This window comes from Psychrobacter sp. SZ93C1 (genome assembly GCF_015864635.1).
Taxonomy (GTDB): Bacteria; Pseudomonadota; Gammaproteobacteria; order Pseudomonadales; family Moraxellaceae; genus Psychrobacter; species Psychrobacter fozii.
This window is the reverse complement of sequence record NZ_JADYWY010000009.1, coordinates 100,411-117,702: the sequence shown is the minus strand read 5'-3', so window position 1 is coordinate 117,702 and position 17,292 is coordinate 100,411. Positions and strand designations below refer to the sequence as shown.

General features: G+C 42.4%; 18 protein-coding genes. 12 read left to right on the top strand and 6 right to left on the bottom strand.

Annotation, left to right across the window (positions count from 1 at the left end):
- The first annotated feature begins 570 nt into the window (after positions 1 to 570).
- From I6E83_RS12050 to I6E83_RS12035, 4 genes are all read left to right on the top strand, one after another.
- The gene (locus tag I6E83_RS12050; RefSeq protein ID WP_197102227.1) at positions 571 to 2,343 is read left to right on the top strand and encodes an AMP-binding protein; all 1,773 of its coding nucleotides are present in this window, start codon (positions 571 to 573) and stop codon (positions 2,341 to 2,343) included.
- Between the two features lie 275 nt (positions 2,344 to 2,618).
- Entirely contained in the window at positions 2,619 to 3,335 is a 717-nt protein-coding gene (gene rph / locus I6E83_RS12045; protein WP_110924083.1) for a ribonuclease PH, read from the top strand.
- A gap of 124 nt (positions 3,336 to 3,459) precedes the next feature.
- Complete coding sequence (locus tag I6E83_RS12040; protein ID WP_197102226.1) at positions 3,460 to 3,951, top strand: hypothetical protein; 492 nt, start codon at positions 3,460 to 3,462, stop codon at positions 3,949 to 3,951.
- Between the two features lie 261 nt (positions 3,952 to 4,212).
- Positions 4,213 to 4,851 (top strand): hypothetical protein, encoded by a 639-nt coding sequence (locus I6E83_RS12035; protein WP_197102225.1) that lies wholly within the window; start codon positions 4,213 to 4,215, stop codon positions 4,849 to 4,851.
- A 97-nt stretch (positions 4,852 to 4,948) separates the two neighbouring features.
- Here I6E83_RS12035 and hemJ read toward each other — a convergent pair whose 3' ends face one another.
- From hemJ to serB, 6 genes are all read right to left on the bottom strand, one after another.
- Positions 4,949 to 5,383, bottom strand: a complete 435-nt coding sequence (gene hemJ, locus I6E83_RS12030) for a protoporphyrinogen oxidase HemJ (RefSeq protein ID WP_197102269.1) — start codon at positions 5,381 to 5,383, stop codon at positions 4,949 to 4,951.
- Positions 5,384 to 5,428: 45 nt separating this feature from the next.
- Positions 5,429 to 6,580, bottom strand: a complete 1,152-nt coding sequence (bioB, locus tag I6E83_RS12025; protein WP_197102224.1) for a biotin synthase BioB — start codon at positions 6,578 to 6,580, stop codon at positions 5,429 to 5,431.
- A gap of 209 nt (positions 6,581 to 6,789) precedes the next feature.
- Positions 6,790 to 7,296 carry an SCP2 sterol-binding domain-containing protein gene (locus I6E83_RS12020; protein WP_197102223.1) on the bottom strand — a complete coding sequence of 169 codons (507 nt, stop codon included), beginning with the start codon at positions 7,294 to 7,296 and terminating at the stop codon, positions 6,790 to 6,792.
- A gap of 179 nt (positions 7,297 to 7,475) precedes the next feature.
- Entirely contained in the window at positions 7,476 to 7,877 is a 402-nt protein-coding gene (gene aciT / locus I6E83_RS12015) for an AciT family ciprofloxacin tolerance protein (RefSeq protein ID WP_227680935.1), read from the bottom strand.
- 226 nt (positions 7,878 to 8,103) lie between these two features.
- Positions 8,104 to 9,093, bottom strand: a complete 990-nt coding sequence (locus tag I6E83_RS12010) for a DUF368 domain-containing protein (protein ID WP_110924078.1) — start codon at positions 9,091 to 9,093, stop codon at positions 8,104 to 8,106.
- 231 nt (positions 9,094 to 9,324) lie between these two features.
- The gene (serB, locus tag I6E83_RS12005; RefSeq protein ID WP_110924077.1) at positions 9,325 to 10,515 is read right to left on the bottom strand and encodes a phosphoserine phosphatase SerB; all 1,191 of its coding nucleotides are present in this window, start codon (positions 10,513 to 10,515) and stop codon (positions 9,325 to 9,327) included.
- 517 nt (positions 10,516 to 11,032) lie between these two features.
- On the opposite strand from serB, the gene I6E83_RS12000 reads away from it, so the two are divergent.
- The 8 genes from I6E83_RS12000 to I6E83_RS11965 all read left to right on the top strand — a co-directional run bounded on the left by I6E83_RS12000 (position 11,033) and on the right by I6E83_RS11965 (position 17,230).
- Positions 11,033 to 12,508, top strand: a complete 1,476-nt coding sequence (locus I6E83_RS12000) for a hypothetical protein (protein ID WP_197102222.1) — start codon at positions 11,033 to 11,035, stop codon at positions 12,506 to 12,508.
- A 212-nt stretch (positions 12,509 to 12,720) separates the two neighbouring features.
- Positions 12,721 to 12,957 (top strand): PA3496 family putative envelope integrity protein, encoded by a 237-nt coding sequence (locus tag I6E83_RS11995; RefSeq protein WP_110924075.1) that lies wholly within the window; start codon positions 12,721 to 12,723, stop codon positions 12,955 to 12,957.
- A gap of 293 nt (positions 12,958 to 13,250) precedes the next feature.
- A complete protein-coding gene (locus I6E83_RS11990; RefSeq protein WP_110924074.1) occupies positions 13,251 to 13,808 on the top strand; it encodes a YecA family protein in 558 nt (185 codons plus the stop codon).
- Between the two features lie 96 nt (positions 13,809 to 13,904).
- Positions 13,905 to 14,414, top strand: a complete 510-nt coding sequence (locus I6E83_RS11985) for a hypothetical protein (protein WP_197102220.1) — start codon at positions 13,905 to 13,907, stop codon at positions 14,412 to 14,414.
- Positions 14,415 to 14,437: 23 nt separating this feature from the next.
- Positions 14,438 to 14,896 (top strand): YbjQ family protein, encoded by a 459-nt coding sequence (locus tag I6E83_RS11980; protein WP_197102218.1) that lies wholly within the window; start codon positions 14,438 to 14,440, stop codon positions 14,894 to 14,896.
- A gap of 49 nt (positions 14,897 to 14,945) precedes the next feature.
- Entirely contained in the window at positions 14,946 to 15,416 is a 471-nt protein-coding gene (locus I6E83_RS11975; RefSeq protein WP_110924071.1) for a YbjQ family protein, read from the top strand.
- A gap of 299 nt (positions 15,417 to 15,715) precedes the next feature.
- Positions 15,716 to 15,949, top strand: coding sequence for a hypothetical protein (locus I6E83_RS11970; RefSeq protein WP_197102216.1), 234 nt, complete (start codon positions 15,716 to 15,718; stop codon positions 15,947 to 15,949).
- Between the two features lie 357 nt (positions 15,950 to 16,306).
- Positions 16,307 to 17,230 carry a bile acid:sodium symporter family protein gene (locus I6E83_RS11965; RefSeq protein WP_110924069.1) on the top strand — a complete coding sequence of 308 codons (924 nt, stop codon included), beginning with the start codon at positions 16,307 to 16,309 and terminating at the stop codon, positions 17,228 to 17,230.
- Positions 17,231 to 17,292 lie beyond the last annotated feature (62 nt).

The following is a 17,292-nucleotide window of genomic DNA, read 5'->3' as shown; positions in this document are numbered from 1 at the left end:
TTGCGTATATGCTATCTTGTCATTTTTTTACGTCTATTTTGTCTTTAAGATGTCGCTGGGGTGAGTCTTCATTGCAAAAATGGTAATCAAATAATAGATATTAAAGTCAAAAGAATACAATGACGCCGACAATATCGAGATATTCATCAGCTATTCGATACGGTTTGGCGAAACCTAGCCACCATTAGCCTAGTCATTGTTAGACTGGATAGATAGCCATCGATGGAGTTGAGGGCAGGACTGAGTATAGATAGAGAATTTTTGGCAAAACTGCTATAGTGCTCATCAGCGTATAGTTATATTTAACGACAACAGGATATGATTTTCGCTCTATATTTCTTGTAAAATCAACCCTGTAGGTTTGAATGTTGATTTATCCTTGTTGAGTTATTACACCACTTATCATGGACCTAATACTGCGCTTTGATTTACAAATCTTGTGAATAACGAATGCTTTTACCTTATCATCGTTTCTTATTCACAAGTTTCACTGTCATTGATCAACCACAAAAATAATGGTGTTTCCATTAGATTATTCTACGTTTTTAACGGCAACATTTAGGAAAAGTTATGACCGACAGTACCAATAAAAAGACCACAAACAATAATGCTGCGACTAATAATAACGACAGCGCATTTCCTACTATGCCGATGATACCGAGTGATAGTCCATGGTTAGGTACTTATGAGCGCTATGGTATTGCGGCTACTATTGATATGCCGGATGACAGTACTTCTTTACTGGAGGTGTTCGAGCGTAATTTTAGCCGTTATGGCCAAAAGCCTGCTTATATCTGTATGGGTGCATCGATTACCTTTAAGCAATTGGATTTGTTTAGTCGTCAAATTGCCAGCTACTTACAGTCGTTAGGATTGGTCAAGGGTGACAAAGTTGGGGTGATGATGCCTAACCTCCTGCAGTATCCAGTGGTTGCATTGGGTATCATCCGTGCAGGCATGGTGCTGGTCAACGTCAACCCTTTATACACGAGTCGTGAATTATCACATCAGCTACATGATAGTGGCACAAAGGCTTTATTTATCGTAGAAAATTTTGCAAAAACGTATCAAGAAGCAGAAGATAAAGGTCAAGTCGAGCATGTCATCGTTTGTAAGATTGGCGATATGCTAGGCACGATCAAAGGAGCAGTGATCAACCTCGTTGCGCGCCATATCAAAAAAATGATTCCTGCTTATAGCTTGCCAGAGAGTGTGAGCTTCAAGCATGCATTAAATGCTGTTTCTGCTAGTAAGTATAAACGTCCTGATCTGAATTTAGGTGACGTGGCATTGCTGCAATACACGGGTGGTACTACAGGTGTGGCTAAAGGGGCAATGCTGTCGCATGGTAATTTAGTGGCTAACATGCTACAGATTAGTGCGTTGATGAACAGTGCATTTGACGATGATGCTGATGCCGATGAGGTTATCTTAACAGCGTTACCGCTCTATCATGTATTCTCATTTATGGTTTGCGGTATGTATGGTATGTACCAAGGCTATGCGGGTTTACTTATCCCGAATCCACGTGATCTTGACGGTCTGATTAAAGAGATGGGCAAATATAAACCATCATTTATTCCTGCGGTAAATACGTTATTCAACGGCTTGGTACACAAAGACAGCTTTGCGGATTTAGACTTTTCTAATCTAAAAGCCTCTATCGGTGGTGGTATGTCGGTACTGCCAAGCGTGGCAAAAGAATGGCATAAAATCACAGGCTTGCCTATCGTAGAAGGTTATGGTCTATCTGAAACATCACCAGTGGTTGCTTTTAACCCAATGACCATTGCTGAATTCACAGGCAAGATTGGTATTCCTGCTTCTAGTACAGATGTCATACTGATTGACGATGATGAAAAAGAAGTCGCTCTGGGTGACCGTGGCGAGATCTGTGTCAAAGGCCCGCAAGTGATGATTGGGTATCAAAATCGTCCAGACGAAACAGCGGAAACCTTTACTGCCAATGGTTATCTCAAAACTGGTGATATCGGTATCATGGATGAAAAAGGCTTTATTAAAATCGTTGATCGCAAGAAAGATATGATTTTGGTCTCTGGCTTTAACGTCTATCCGAATGAGATCGAAGAGGCTATGAGCGAGCATCCGGCAGTGGTTGAGTGCGGTGCGATTGGTGTTCCTAACGAAAACCGCGGTGAAGAGCCAAAGTTGTTTGTGGTCAAAAAAGGCGAAGTGACAGAGCAAGAGTTACTCGATTTTGGCAAAAAGCAACTGACTGGCTACAAGCGTCCGCGTAGTATTCAGTTCGTTGATGAATTACCAAAATCAAACGTGGGCAAAATCCTGCGTAAAGAATTGCGTAAGATAGAAGGTTTAGAATAAACTTAACACCAAACTTTACTGAAGCAGCGGCGTAATAGCGTGAGTGAATCTTGCTATTGCGCCGCTGTCACGTTAGGATATCTCCATATTTGCGTCTACTAAGGCACGCAGTCGCTATTTGTATTCGAGTTATATTCCTGTATGTCAATTTTTATGAATTGATATGCGATTAATAAATATACGATAATAAATACTGGTCTACCATGTAGCGACAACCTCTTATTTTAAGACCATTTTTATCACCCTGCTTTTCAAACATTGTACTAGGAATTTTTATGCGTAATGACAATCGTGAGCTTGACCAACTTCGCTCTATCAGCTTTGAGCGCCATTATACTAAGCATGCCGAAGGGTCAGTGTTAGTGAGCTTTGGCGATACCAAAGTACTATGTACTGCTAGTGTCGAGTCTGGCGTACCACGCTGGTTGAAAGGCAAAGGCAAAGGCTGGATTACCGCTGAATATGGTATGTTGCCACGTGCGACCAACACGCGCAACCAACGTGAAGCGGCACGCGGCAAGCAATCAGGTCGTACCCAAGAGATTCAGCGTTTAATCGGTCGTAGCCTACGTGCGATGATTGACTTGAGCAAGTTGGGTGAAAACACCATTTATCTTGACTGTGACGTGTTGCAAGCCGATGGTGGTACTCGTACTGCTAGCGTGACTGGTGCAGCGATTGCCCTTATTGACGCATTAGAGACCGTTCAAAAAGCTAAAAAACTAAAAGCAGACCCATTAATTGGCTTAGTTGCTGCTGTGTCTGTCGGTATGAAAGATGGGGAAGCGTATCTAGATTTGAATTATGAAGAAGACTCTAGCTGCGATACTGATTTGAACGTCGTTATGACTCAAAAAGGCGAGTTTATCGAGCTGCAAGGTACTGCGGAAGAAAAACCATTCACTCGCGCTCAAGCTGATGATATGCTGATTCTTGCCGAAAAAGGTATTGCCGAATTGATTAAAATGCAGCAAACCGCTTTAGGCTGGTAGTCTGCTTTTACTCAATTATAAACAGTGCTAATTTTTTAACACTACGACGACCTCTGACAGATAGTTGGCCTTCAATAGCCCGCTATCTGTTGCCAACCAGATATCTCGCAACAGGTAATGATGCATGCTGAAGCTGACCGACGATGGCGCCAAAATCACCTTGCAAGGTCAGTCCCAAACGACTGATAACGGTATTTTTTGGTTTGGATCTGCCTTATTGGTCGGGGCAGTTGCGGTCGCCTTTGCAATGAGTGTGCTACCTGAGCGCTTGGCTATCGGTGCGTTAGCATTGCTAATTATTGGCAGTTTTATTTTTAATCGACAACGCCAAAAAAATAAAAAAGCCATGGTTGGCGCTATCAGTAGCGGCACACTGTGGGTGCGTGCTGGTGAGATGGTGCATGACAATCAAGGTAAGCGTGAGCATATCCATTTGATCGATAGTGACAAGATAACATTGATTGGCGAGCAGTTACAGATTGTCGATAGCAGTGACACACGTAAGTACAATATCAGTGGTTTTGAAAGTATCCAAGAAGCAACTGCTGCTAAAGCGATATTACAAGGTCAAGCGTTGTCCAAGCGTCATGTCAATATTAAAATGAATGATAATTAAAAACTATCTCCTCTTACTTGTCCAAATCAAACTTTTCTAACAGCATATAGATTACCTTCCTAGCCTCTAATGCTATCTTGATTTACCCCTTCTAAATTAGCGTTGTAACGCTACCATCAATCTATAATTTAATACCTTCTGTCATCTATTCAAAATGAATAGTGCTTGCAGATTTACGTATAAATGGTTTATAAGTAGGATTATAAAATCCATCCCTATTACTGATATTGTCATTGATATTTAATTGACAAGGAGTTCGTCATGTCGCGTTTGCCCAACCTCTCAGTCGCAGCGTCGTGCAGTTTATTGTTATTTACCTGCGGTATGGTAGGACAAGCCCATGCGGATAGCATGAGTGCGCTCATCGCCCAAAAATCTGCTCAAGCAACCACGAATACCTCTTATCGCTATCCTGATGTGCAACGTTCGGTACCGACAGTATTGCCAGCATTTTTGTCAGGGAATTACGACAATGTCGATAGTGAATATTTACCGCTATTGAGTAGTGCTGAAACGCAAAGCAGCATGGCGGCACGCGAAGTGGTCAGTACTGCACGCAAGATGGCACTCAATGAGCGTACGATTATTCAAGGTGGTTGCTGGGATTATCTAAATGCCGTATTCAATCGGGCAGGGGTGACACGCGATACCATTCATAAAGGCACGTATGGTCAAGGCCCTTATGCGAGTAGCAGTGAGATTGAAGCGGGTGATTGGCTTTATTATATCAATCATGGCTACAATGGCGTCGAGCACAGTGGACTGTTTGTGGGCTGGGTCGATGAGCGTGCTAAGCAAGCGCTGATATTGAGCTATGCTGGTGAAAATCGCCGCGAGCCTGCTCGTTACCGCGTTTATGATTTGAGTAATGTCTATCAAATTATGCGCCCTAGCGTCTAGGCATCATCAGCACTATATAATGTGATAAAAAAAGCGTCCGCAACTCATTGAAGTTGCGGACGCTTTTGGTTTGCAGCTATCCGTAATATTTTTGGTGTTAAAACGGTTTTACCACGACTAGAATGACGATAATCACTAAGGCAAAGACGGGCACTTCATTAAACCAGCGCCAAAACTTATGCGATTTATAATGTGGATTTCCCATCAGTTTTTTACGATAAAAACCGCAAGCGCCATGATAGCCTGATAGCAGGATCACCAATAGCAATTTGACGTGTAGCCAACCTTGGGTTTTGTAGACGTCCCAGCCCAAACCTAACATCCATAGACCAAAAACCCATGTCGCTATCATCGATGGCGTCATAATGCCACGATACAGCTTACGCTCCATAATGGTAAAGCGCTCTTGGCTGATGGTGTCATCACTCATCGCATGATAGACAAATAGACGCGGCAAGTAGAAAATGGCCGCAAACCAACAAACCATAGAAATAATATGTGCCGCTTTAATCCAGTTAAAATAATCTGCCATCATAGTCTCTCTTTCTTAGCTTGTACTTTTGGCTTGTATTTTGACTTAATCTGCCAATACCACTTGTGTTTGATGACCATTCATAGCGTCTAATACAGGCAATACTTTAGGTGCTCTTGGCGCGGCAAACTGTTTGGTTAGGCCAAGCTCACGCATGAGTCGGTCATCGCCTGATTGGCTTGCATTGCCAGTCGTCAGCAGTTTATCACCATAAAAGAACGAATTGGCGCCTGCCATAAAGGCCAAGGCCTGCTCAGAGTCAGATAGGCTTTCGCGGCCAGCAGACAGACGCACATAGCTGGTCGGGCAGCAAATACGCGCCACGGCAATGGTACGAATCCACTCAAGTACAGATAGCTGACCTTCGGCAAGTACTTTGTCACCGATAGGCGTCCCTGCTATAGGCACGAGCAAGTTGACTGGGATCGATTCTGGCGCTTTTGGCATTTTTAGCAGTTCGTGTACCCAATCGATGCGGTCATCGCGGCTCTCGCCCATGCCAACGATATTACCGCTACAGACATTGATGCCTGAGTTGCGCACATTATCTATGGTATTTAATCGCTCGTCATAGCTGCGCGTGCTGACGACTTGCTCATAATAGCTGCGTGAGGTATCTAGATTATGATTGTAATAGTCTAATCCGGCATCCGCCAACTGCGTTGCTTGATTGGTATCTAACATACCAAGCGTCATACAGGTCTCAAGCCCCAATGCCTTGACTTCTTTAACTAACTCAACCACGTAAGGCATGTCTTTGGCGCTTGGGTGTTTCCATGCTGCACCCATGCAGAAGCGTGACGAGCCACTGTTTTTGGCACGTTTAGCAGCAGCAATGACTTTGTCCACTTCTATGCGTTTTTCTGCTTGTAGTTTGGTGGTGTCGCGATGATGACCTGATTGTGAGCAGTAGCCGCAATCTTCAGGGCAGTTACCTGTTTTGATAGAGAGCAAGGTGCTGATTTGTACTTCATTGGCAGTAAAGTTCGCCCGATGTATCGTTTGTGCTTGCAACAACAAATCCATCAACGGCAAATCAAACAGTGCGGCGATTTCTTCGCGGCTATGCTTATGTGGAGTCGGTTGGTTAGCATCAGTGGCTAAACTGGCCAAAAAATCATCGCTACTGTTTTGATGATTGAGTGTCTCAGTGTGGCTATCGGCATTGGGTTCTGAGATGTTAAGTAATCCTGCCATGAGATAAATCCTTTTATAACGGTATTGGGTACATCTAAATGTTTTTGTGTTTTTAAAATAATAAAAAAGGCTGCGATATAGTATACCGTAACCTTTTTAGAAAATCAGAGTGCTGCTAAATAGTATTTATATTGAATACAATAAAGTAGGTCAATAGTAACTATTTGCTGATCAGTTTACTATTTAACGTTCTAATTATTTGTATCTGGTTATTTTCCCAGTTTGTGCTTGGCAACACCAATCCAATGGTTTGCAAAGTTTTGTGCTTTATAAGCATAAGGCTTTGCTTTGTCCAGATAAGGTTTGCACTCTTCTGGTACCGCTGGAACGATATGCTTGGCAAGCTTATTAAACCACATCATGAGGCTATAGTCGCCCTCGATACTTAGATTACCTTCTTGAACCGCTGTCATAAAGGCTGGAAGATTACCTTTGGTCAATAGCTTAACACCAGTCATAGAGTCTTTAAAGTTGATAGTCAGGTCTGCTGCTTTTGCATGACCACTATACTGGTTGAAGCTCCCATTATCAAAGACAAAATAACGAGCGATATCGGCTTCGGTGCTGGCAAGCTCAATCGTAACATTACGATCAGCGAATAGCTTTTGGACAGCTTCATCATCGCTATCAGTTAGCATAGATAGACGGTAACCGATCACAGCCAATAACACGTCTAAAGGATCAGACTTAATATCTAGAACAGGAATAGTAAACATAATCGAACTCCTAAAAATGAGACGCAAAATAATGCGTACTTTATAACAATTTTTGCGACAAATATATAATTACATTATAAACGATGGATGGGTTGTTATTCTTTAGGAGTTACGTAGAGAGCGTTAAGTATCTTGTAACATTCGATGACGTCAGCATAGTTGCTACAGGATTGACTGCATTAGTGAAAGCGCGGTTTATAGTCATCATCGTAGACAGGCGTATGTTCGATATAGCGTGCTGCCTCTAACTCACGTTGTAGCTGAACCGATTGACTGACATCCTCATAACGTAGCGCCCGATACAAGACCCAAGCCGCTAAAGGCAGCCAGCTGATACCCATGGCGATGATATAGCTGTGCCAGTCTGATAATTCTGACAGCATCAGCCAACTTGATAGTATGCTGTGAATGACTTCTACGCCTAGCCAATATGCCATACCACCGAACAAATACAGTAGTAACCAGCGCTGTGACGAGAAGGCGAGTGCCGCTATTATCACTGCCAATAAGCCGTAACCAAGTAAAGCCGCATTGCTCCATGCCGCTATGTCGATAAAAGAAAATATAGTTAGTAACATCATTCATCTCGCTATTCATAAGGTGAATTCCAATGAGACCATTATGAAAGTTTGCGAGGCAAAGCTAAAGAGGGTAAAGGCGAGTTTGCGACAACCGATGACGTTTGGTTTTTTAGCGTATTTTGATGATTTTCTATTGCAGATTTTGAGAGTAAGCGCCGTAAGGGTAGGCGCTTATTTTGAGAGGGAAATAAGAGGTTTTTTAATTAATAGCGACTAAACGTTGTTATTAATGATGGTTATTACGCTTGCCCCACCACGATAATAACGACACTAACACAGCACCTAATAACATCAACCCTAGTGTGCTGAGCCAGTGTGGACCAGTAGGGTAGTGCCATGGCATGACGTTGTTTATTGCTTCGTTATCTAAGGTGTTCAAGATATCTACTTTCCACGGCCATATCTTCATCAAAGAGCCAGCGATAAAGCCGGTGAGCAATGCTAGCGTTGCTTGATAGTAGCGAGCCAATAGCCATTTCAGTGCGTGGGTAAACAGTAAAAGTCCAGTGAGCATACCAGCCATAAGCGTGAAAATAACCGTAAAGTTCAGGGTATGCACGGCTTCTAATACTGTGTCATAAGCGCCCAATAATAATAGGATAAAGGAGCCTGATATGCCCGGTAATATCATGGCACAAATCGCGATTGCCCCTGCAAAAAATAGATAAGGCAAGCTTGGCGTGGTGGTGAGTAATGGCAAACTACTGATAACCACGGCACTGACGAGACCGATGCCAAATAAGACAATACGCCCTATGTTCCAACGCTTAATTTCAGTTAATAATATAAATATGGTTGCAACGACCAATCCAAAGAAGAACGACCAAATCAGCAGTGGTTGATTGTCTAGCAAGTACTTAATCATGCCCGCCAAGGTGGCAAAACTGGTGGCGATACCTAATAACAGGAATAATAAAAATGTTGCATCAACTTGTCGCCATACCGCAAGCAAACCCTTGATGCCACCTTCTTTTCGGAATGTCTGCCAGAGCTTGGGGCCAATACTGCCAAGCGCATTAATCAATCGCTCATAAATACCAGCAATCAGCGCAATAGTACCGCCAGAGACGCCAGGTACGATATCGGCTGCACCCATCGCCATTCCTTTGATATAAACGCCTAACAGCTGTTTTGGGTTGTCAGTATTAGTAACACTGGTATCTAATGGTTGCGGTGCTGACGACTCGCTTGGTTTAGGGGATTGGGGTGCCGTCATGGACAGTCCTTGATTGATTTAAAATGAGCGTGGAAGGTGAGTGGTAATGGTTAGATTAAAGTTTAGTTAGACTGAAATCATGCTCAGGCAGCAATGTTAACAGTAGTTCTATCAAAGTAGCAGCATCGCTAGATTTTTTCATCAATAAAACATAGAAGCTAGAAGTATAAAAGCCAGATCAATGACAAAGACATTAACCTAGCTTTTTACAGTGTTTCTAGTTTTTAGACATTATTTGGTAGGAGCAAGCGCTGGATAGCCAAGTGCATAAAGCGTGCCTTCAAGACCAGTCACGTTAACCGCCGCATCAGCCCGTGCTTGGACGATAGGTTTTGCATGATAAGCGATGCCTAGATCGGCGATGGCCATCATCGGCAAATCGTTAGCACCGTCACCAATACAGACCACTTGTGACATATCGATGCCTAAGCGCTCTGCCGTATGTTCGACGATGGCGGCTTTTTTGGCACCATTGACGATGGGTAATTGCACGTGACCTGTCACCATGCCTTCGTCAATATCTAAAAAGTTGGCATGAACTTCGTCAATACCCAACTGCTCTGCGATATAGCGGGCAAAATAGGTAAAGCCGCCTGATACTAGTACGGTGTGATAACCCAATGCTTTGAGCGCACTGATCGTGGTGCGTGCGCCTACCGATAAGGTTAAGCGGCTACAAATATCATCCAGTACGTCAATTGGAATGTCTTTTAATAGTGCCACACGTTTGGCAAAAGATTCGTCAAAATCGATCTCACCGCGCATCGCCGATTCAGTGATGGCGGCAACTTCTTCACCGATACCTGCTGTTTTGGCCAGCTCAACGATGACTTCTTGCTCGATTAAGGTGGAGTCCATATCGAAGCAGGCAAGCTTGTGGGTACGTAGCATATGACCAACAGATAAGATATGGCAATCAACGACATTCAAATTATCCGTACTGTCAGCACTGCTCGTACTCTTATACGCTTCAGCCAAATCATGACGCAAGCGTCTGGTCAGCTGCTCATCGATGATATGAGCGGCAGCGGTTTTTTTGGCGGGATGCATGAGCGTATCGGTGACTGGTACCAGTAGATAGCGAAATACTTGTGCCTGTGTAAAAGGAAGGCGCTGTGCATTTCCGTCTGTTGGTTCTGTATCAGAGACAGTGATATTCACAAAACTTGCATCAGTATCTTCAGCGACAGTGACCAAATGCCAGTTCGGCTGCTCATCGACCCATGACTGCACATATTGATGAATATCAAGGGTTGATACTTTGGTCGGTAGCACCACAATTAGTGCAAAAACGGGTAGGGACTGTAGCGCGTCAAAATCCTGTAGATCAGTACCATCAGGTAGGAGCGAGGCAATAGAGTCAACGGCTTGTTGCCATGCTTTGCTGTCTTTTGGTAACGAATAAGATGTATTGTTTGGCATGGCTTAATTGTCCCTTGTATGCTCGTATAAGATTGGGAATAATAGCAGCTTTCCTCGGCAGCGCCTATAGATGACATGCAAAGTATCACGGTTAACTAAAAAGGGCTGTACCAGACAGAAAAGCGTTTGAAATTGAATGTTATTATTATGATAAATTTATAAAGCTGCTAACGCTATAAGGTTTATTATGGTGATATAGTAGATAGGATAAGCGAGCTGTATTTATGATAATGTGTTCAGTCATAACAAGTCTACTATGCGGTCGTTTATCCTATAGTCCTTCCACTATAAAAGTATGACAGCGTTAACCTCGCTTGAAGTATCACATATACATCTACACTCGGTTGCCTTGTACTACTTTTTAATTGAATCGACTATAAGTGATGGTTTACCCAGATATACGTTATAAAGACACGCGTTACAAAAAGATGCCTGCATTACCGTTTTTTAAAATAGCCAAAAAATGAGCAATAGCCTTGTTTTTTAATTTCTTTTATCCAAAAAAGTTTAACATATCATGACGTATTTAGCGCCGCGGCAAGGGTTGTTTGCCATTATTCTTCTGGTTAGTTTTTGTTTGCAGACTCTATTGTTGGTCATTAGTACTGATCAACAGTTGAGCAACAGTCGTGCGTTAAAAGGCGAGCAGATGGTTGCTCAGCTGATTGATGAGGCAAGGTTGTCTTTAGAGAATAAAGACCGTGTCAGTCTAAGCGTGATTGCCAATCGCTATACCAGCGAGCAAGACGTGACGAAGATCTTGATTACAGACAATAACGACGATATCTTGGTGCCAGTTGGCAATGCGCCTATGCAGCAAGGTGATACGATTCGTCAAATTGCTACCAACGGCGATGCTGTGATTGGTAGTGTGGCACTGACATTAAAGGATATTAGCAAAGGTGAAATTATCGCCATGCAATGGCCATTTGTCATCGGTACTATGCTACTGCATTTATTGCTTTGGTTGATTTACGGCTATCTTGCCCGTCCTACCAAAGAGCAAATCAATGCCCTCAGCCGTGATATTCAAGATTTGCATCGTGAGCAATATATGCAAATTGATCAGCGCAGCCGTAACCACGAGCGCCGCTCAGCTGACCGTCAAACAAACGATCTCCAAGAAAATGACTCTCAAACAATGAGCAGCTTGGATGAAGACGGCGCAGAGCATAAGCCAGCTGACCTTCGTAAGTTTGATGTAAATAGTGAAGTAAACCAGTATTTAAGAACACAACAAAATCAAAGTGCGGCGAGCGATACCGCTCATTCTAGTACGGCTATTGATGGTGCGGCAGATGACCAAGTAGAAGAAAGTACGCAAGATGAAATGAGCGGCAGTAGTACTCAGAGATCTAGTAGTGCCTCGCGATTGTCTGCCACACGAGCATTTGACAGCGTGAGAGTACAAATTGTATTCCATGACGAGTTCAATATGCTTGAGCGTCTTGCACCTGCCCAGCGCTTGCCTTATTTGGCATTATGCACTCAGCTATTGAACCAAGCAGCGACTGAGCTACTCAAACAGCCATTGTTGCTAGGTGTCAGCATGATAAATGAGCCTAAGTTCGATGACAGCGGTGCGAGTGTGCTATTAAAAGCTGATAACAGCCATGCCAAAGTGGCGTTAGCAGGCGTGATGCTTGGTAAGCTATATTTAATGCTTAACAAGATTATCCATGACAAGCATATCGAGCTGTCGCGTTTTGCATTACCTGCCAAAGCGGGCGTCAGTGATGATGCACAAAGCGATGCGATGACGCAATTGCTGCACAGTGTTGGCAAAAAAGAGCAGATGCTGATCTTGCTACCGAATGCTGGACTCAAGCAAATCAGCCATCATGTACAAGTACAGAGTATTATGCGCCCAACCACCGTTTATGAGCGTGAATGTGCCGTATTCGATGGTGGGAATGATTCAATGATTCAACGCTTGGCTGATGTCCGAAATTCGGTACTGATGATTGAAAATGAAGATGAGTCACATATTTAATAGTATCTATGTAATGATGTTTCATTAACGATAATTGTTTCTGTTTTTATGTACACAATTGTCTGTTATATTACCTGCATCATTACCTTGGTATTATAGGCGAAATAGGCCATAGTGATAAAAAGCATTGACAACGTTCAGTAGAGACTTTATAAGGCATATATATATTAATGTATTCTTAATACCTTTGCCAAAAATGATAGGAGTTTGTCATGAGTGACGCTGATATTGACAACGATTTTGATGATGATTTCATCGATGATGATGATGCAAAGATGGTGGAAGAGGCTGAGACGAGTGTACGTACGCGCTTAAGCAGTCTTGAGAAACGTCGTCTAATCGATAATTTGTTAGAAGAAAAACGGTTGGCTAAAGAGCTAAAAGACGATTTAGATGACATCGATAACTTCGATGAAGATGGCGATGACTGGGATGATGACGACTTTTAAATTTTAGAATAAAGGTCTCATACAATATAAGAAAATTCAGTCATTTAAGCCGACTAAAGCCACGTAATAATGGCTTATTACCTAATGGTATTAGGTTGATGATATCTTATTTATCACTTTTCTATGGTTGCCAGCAGCCTATTCTATGCAGTCATTCTGACTTTATAATGGTTGTTTGAATGTTTATTCGAATAACCTTTATCCTCAAATTATCACTGATTTTGCACGTAACTGAACGTTTATTGCGCATTTATTAAGACTGTCGCAATCCACCTTTCAAGGACAATTACACCATGAGTAACCAATTAAGTTTTGACGAATTACTAGACTATATGGACAATCAAGAGAGCCAGTTTGTGCTCGACAGTGTCGCTGCGCATGGTTTTTTGACGGCGACAGTCATCGGTCGTCCATTGCCTAACTGGATGGATGCATTATTTGAAGGCCATACTAGTGAGATTCCAGAAAACGTGATCGATGGCATCACACGCTGGCGTGATTCGATCATCGCTGAGTTAAAAAACGAGACGCCTATCGAGCTACCGTTTGGTGAAGACGCTGGTGACGAAGAAGTGGCCGTCGACTTTTCAGATGACTCAGATATCGTTGCTTGGTCAATCGGCTTTGTCGATGCGATGTATGGTGATGAAGCCAGTGATTGGTTTGAAGATGAAGAAACCGCAGAAGACGTAGCGGTTTTGACCTTACCAATGATCGTGTTGAGCGGTATTGATGATGAAGACCCAGAGCTTGCTGAGATGCGTAAAGATGAAGATAAGCTGGTGCAAATGGCCAATAGCATTGAAGGCAATTTGACTGAGCTGTTTTTGTTGTTTCATACCAACGACTAACAGTTAAAAAAATATCTTTTATCTTAATTAATAGTGGTTCTAGCTTTACTTAAGGCGCTGTTATAATAATATTAGCTTGTTAAATTAGAGAGAAATATGAAAAAATCATTATTGCCACTACTTTTAATCGCAGGTTTGGCATCAGGATGCGCAACAACCTCTACTCTATCAACTAAAGACAACGTTAGTGTCGCGAAGGTGAAGTTAGACTCTGTTAATGTTAATTTAAATCAAAAATATGATAACCCTGTATTTTATAGTCAAGCTGATATTGAGCAGTACCTTAGTAAGTGTTTAGTTGCTGAGTTGTCTAAAGAAGGCAAGTATCAAGCGAATGCAAAAGCTAGTGTAAATATAAATATAGACTATAGAAGAATTTATTCGGGCGAAGCATTTGGTATGCAAAAATCTATCGGTAGTCCCGAAATTGCCTATAGATATAAAGTTATTAGTGACAACAAGATCCTACAGCAAAATGAAGAAAAAGAGCTTTTTGTAAACGCAGGATTACTAGGAAATTTTAACTATGTAGGTAATACTGAAAAAGAAGATGAAAATATGTATATAGATGCGTTATGTCGTCATATCGCTCAGAAAATTTACTGATTTTTTAATTAGGTCACGATACTATGCAGCTTTCCAATCTTGAGCACTTGCCTAACTATCAAATCACCGAGCGTTTAGATGTGGTGTACGGCAGTACGGTACGCTCAAAGCACGTCGGTAAAGACTTGTTTGCTGGACTAAAAAACATCGTCGGTGGTGAGTTGACGGCTTATACCGAATTGCTAGAAGAGTCGCGTCAAGAAGCGATAGACCGTATGATCGTCAAGGCAGAGTCTTTGGGTGCTGATGCAGTCGTCGGTTTGCGTTTTTCGACCTCTAGTATCGCGCAGGGAGCCTCTGAGCTATTTGTTTATGGTACTGCTGTCAAAGCGATACCGATGCCGCAGCAATCATCTCAAAACCCGCCAAGCGATTCTCATTATCAAACGGGTCAATCGCATCATTCAGGTCAACACCCAAGTACGCAAACCCCATCATCAGAACCTACTGATGAGTTGCCACGTTTCAATCCTTTTGGTTAAATAACCGAATCTTAAAGCATTGATGCTTTTGTATGATAAGAGACGTGCCATGAACAACTCCCTTACCCAATTCCTCATCAACTATGCACCGTTTGTTTTATTATTCGCGGCTGGTTGGTTTTTTGGCACGCGTCACGAGCGTCAGCATTTGGCACAGTTGAGCATCGACGAGCAAGCACTCAGTCATATCATTGTGTCAAGTGAGCGCTTTTATCGTCCCAATATTGCGGCTAATAGTCAAGGTGAGCTAGTACTGGGTAGTGTGGTGATTGGTCAAGATTATTTCAAAATGATTATCGCCCGTGTCTTAAGTATCTTTGGTAAAAACCTCACCACCTACGAGACGTTATTAGATCGCGCCCGCCGTGAGGCTATCGTACGGATGCGTACCGAGGCCAATGCCAAAGGTTGTAATCATATTTATGGTCTACGCCTTGAGGTGACTAACGTCAATCAACTAGGCAGCATGGTAGAAGCTATTGCCTACGGTACGGCAGTCATTAGTACTGACCGTCACTAAAGTCCCGCCAATTTAAGATATATTCTTAATCTTATCTTCCTTTTTATCCCCAAAATAATCACTTGTCTTAGGGTGTGTCCTCATTTTAAAAATGATGATCAAAATAAGATAAATTGTAGTCAAACGAGGAAAATAGCGCAGATAATATCGGGATATTAACCAGATATTTGACGATGTTTGGCAAAATCTAGCTATTTTTAGCCCATTTAGAGGGCACTCGTTTGAATTGAGGACACGCCCTAGTTATCCTTGCGTTGCTATCAATGTCTAACAAGAAATTATAGAGGGTCGACTATATTATGCTGGAACTTTTCTTCTGGGGCTTCCTGCTACTTTTACAGATTGTTTTTGGGTTACTGATGTTTTATGGTGTGTTTAAAGTGATGCTCTGGTCTAGTCGTACAAAGCTTTCAAAACGTACTTCAAGCTCATCTTCTGGAGATGACATCAACAACAGTAACAGTAATCATAGCGGACATAGCAGCCATGACTCTTGTAGTGACAGTGGTGGCGATGGCGGCGGGTGTGATTGATTCCTTTCTTGGCAGCAAATCTGCTCATTTTAAGCCTAACAATATAAATAATGGTATACCCTAAAGTTTTCCTATAATTTTATATGGCGGATATCCTACGTTTGAATACTGACTGGTGAGTAGTTGAATAAAATAGATAAAACTGCCTTTACAACGATATACTTTATGTTACCGCTTTATTACGATTACTGAATGTATGTGAAAGATGGCATGGAATGCTGTCAAGTAGTGTTGTCATACAAAACATTGATGACGTCGATGGCTTTTACCCAAAATCTCAGCAGGATTGGCTGATTAAGCATCACAAAGTTGTCATAAAACTGCCTATGTAAAGGCTCTATCTACAAGGATGTAGTTATGGAAGGTGTGGAGTTAGTCACGTTTGTAAATTCAAAAGTCATTCCCATTGGTATCTTTTTGATCATGATGGGGATGGGTCTGTCCTTAGTTACCAATGACTTTAAAAGAGTCGTCAAATACCCCAAAGCAGTCGCAATAGGCCTAACCAATCAGCTGATCTTCTTACCGTTGGTTGGTTTTGCTTTGGCAACCTCGATGTCCCTAGAACCTGAATATGCCGTTGGGGTTATGTTACTGGTGCTTTGTCCTGGCGGCACCACCTCAAACTTATTCACTTATCTGGCCAAAGGTGACGTCGCACTGTCGGTCACCATGACCGCTATTGCAAGCGTCATTACCGTGTTTACCATTCCTATCGTCCTCAGTTTTTCGCTCGTGTACTTCATGGGCGCGGGTAGTGAGTTTCAGTTGCCAGTGGTCAAAACCATGGTCAGCTTGATTGCTCTAACTATCTTACCTGTGAGCGTTGGTATGTTGATCAAACGCTATGCGCCCACGGTTGCAGATAAAACACAGGTCATGGTTTCTCGTTTTGGCGTGATATTCCTGAGCTTTTTGGTGCTATTCTTAAGCTATGTGCAAAAAGACATCATTGTAGAAGCCTTGATAGCCACTGGCCCTGTATCATTGATATTGAACGTGTCAACGATGGCGCTTGGTTATTACACCAGTAAATGGTTTGGTCTGAATCCAGCACAAAGAAGATCGATTACCATGGAAGTCGGCCTACAGAACAGTACGCTTTCGATGTTTATGGCATTGACACTATTGGCCAATTACAAAATGTCGCTGACCCCAGCTATTTATACGCTAATCATGTTCTTAACCGCAGGTATTATGGTGAGAGTATTCAGTGCGCAACACAATAAGGCGAAGCAAACGGAGATAGACAGTAGTGTGATGGCAGCACGTAGACTTTAATCTGAAGATTATAAATTACTCAGTCGCTTTTTAATTAACAGCTCTATAAATTGGGACTAGGT

What these genes read in the sequence shown, in the direction of transcription:
- rph (WP_110924083.1), top strand. Translation starts at nt 2,619, where the DNA reads ATGCGTAATGACAATCGTGAGCTTGACCAACTTCGCTCTATCAGCTTT.
- I6E83_RS12035 (WP_197102225.1), top strand. Translation starts at nt 4,213, where the DNA reads ATGTCGCGTTTGCCCAACCTCTCAGTCGCAGCGTCGTGCAGTTTATTG.
- I6E83_RS12040 (WP_197102226.1), top strand. Translation starts at nt 3,460, where the DNA reads ATGCTGAAGCTGACCGACGATGGCGCCAAAATCACCTTGCAAGGTCAG.
- I6E83_RS12010 (WP_110924078.1), bottom strand. Translation starts at nt 9,093, where the DNA reads ATGACGGCACCCCAATCCCCTAAACCAAGCGAGTCGTCAGCACCGCAA.
- I6E83_RS11970 (WP_197102216.1), top strand. Translation starts at nt 15,716, where the DNA reads ATGCTGGAACTTTTCTTCTGGGGCTTCCTGCTACTTTTACAGATTGTT.
- I6E83_RS11980 (WP_197102218.1), top strand. Translation starts at nt 14,438, where the DNA reads ATGCAGCTTTCCAATCTTGAGCACTTGCCTAACTATCAAATCACCGAG.
- aciT (WP_227680935.1), bottom strand. Translation starts at nt 7,877, where the DNA reads ATGATGTTACTAACTATATTTTCTTTTATCGACATAGCGGCATGGAGC.
- I6E83_RS11975 (WP_110924071.1), top strand. Translation starts at nt 14,946, where the DNA reads ATGAACAACTCCCTTACCCAATTCCTCATCAACTATGCACCGTTTGTT.
- I6E83_RS11985 (WP_197102220.1), top strand. Translation starts at nt 13,905, where the DNA reads ATGAAAAAATCATTATTGCCACTACTTTTAATCGCAGGTTTGGCATCA.
- I6E83_RS11995 (WP_110924075.1), top strand. Translation starts at nt 12,721, where the DNA reads ATGAGTGACGCTGATATTGACAACGATTTTGATGATGATTTCATCGAT.
- serB (WP_110924077.1), bottom strand. Translation starts at nt 10,515, where the DNA reads ATGCCAAACAATACATCTTATTCGTTACCAAAAGACAGCAAAGCATGG.
- I6E83_RS11990 (WP_110924074.1), top strand. Translation starts at nt 13,251, where the DNA reads ATGAGTAACCAATTAAGTTTTGACGAATTACTAGACTATATGGACAAT.
- I6E83_RS11965 (WP_110924069.1), top strand. Translation starts at nt 16,307, where the DNA reads ATGGAAGGTGTGGAGTTAGTCACGTTTGTAAATTCAAAAGTCATTCCC.
- I6E83_RS12000 (WP_197102222.1), top strand. Translation starts at nt 11,033, where the DNA reads ATGACGTATTTAGCGCCGCGGCAAGGGTTGTTTGCCATTATTCTTCTG.
- hemJ (WP_197102269.1), bottom strand. Translation starts at nt 5,383, where the DNA reads ATGGCAGATTATTTTAACTGGATTAAAGCGGCACATATTATTTCTATG.
- I6E83_RS12020 (WP_197102223.1), bottom strand. Translation starts at nt 7,296, where the DNA reads ATGTTTACTATTCCTGTTCTAGATATTAAGTCTGATCCTTTAGACGTG.
- bioB (WP_197102224.1), bottom strand. Translation starts at nt 6,580, where the DNA reads ATGGCAGGATTACTTAACATCTCAGAACCCAATGCCGATAGCCACACT.
- I6E83_RS12050 (WP_197102227.1), top strand. Translation starts at nt 571, where the DNA reads ATGACCGACAGTACCAATAAAAAGACCACAAACAATAATGCTGCGACT.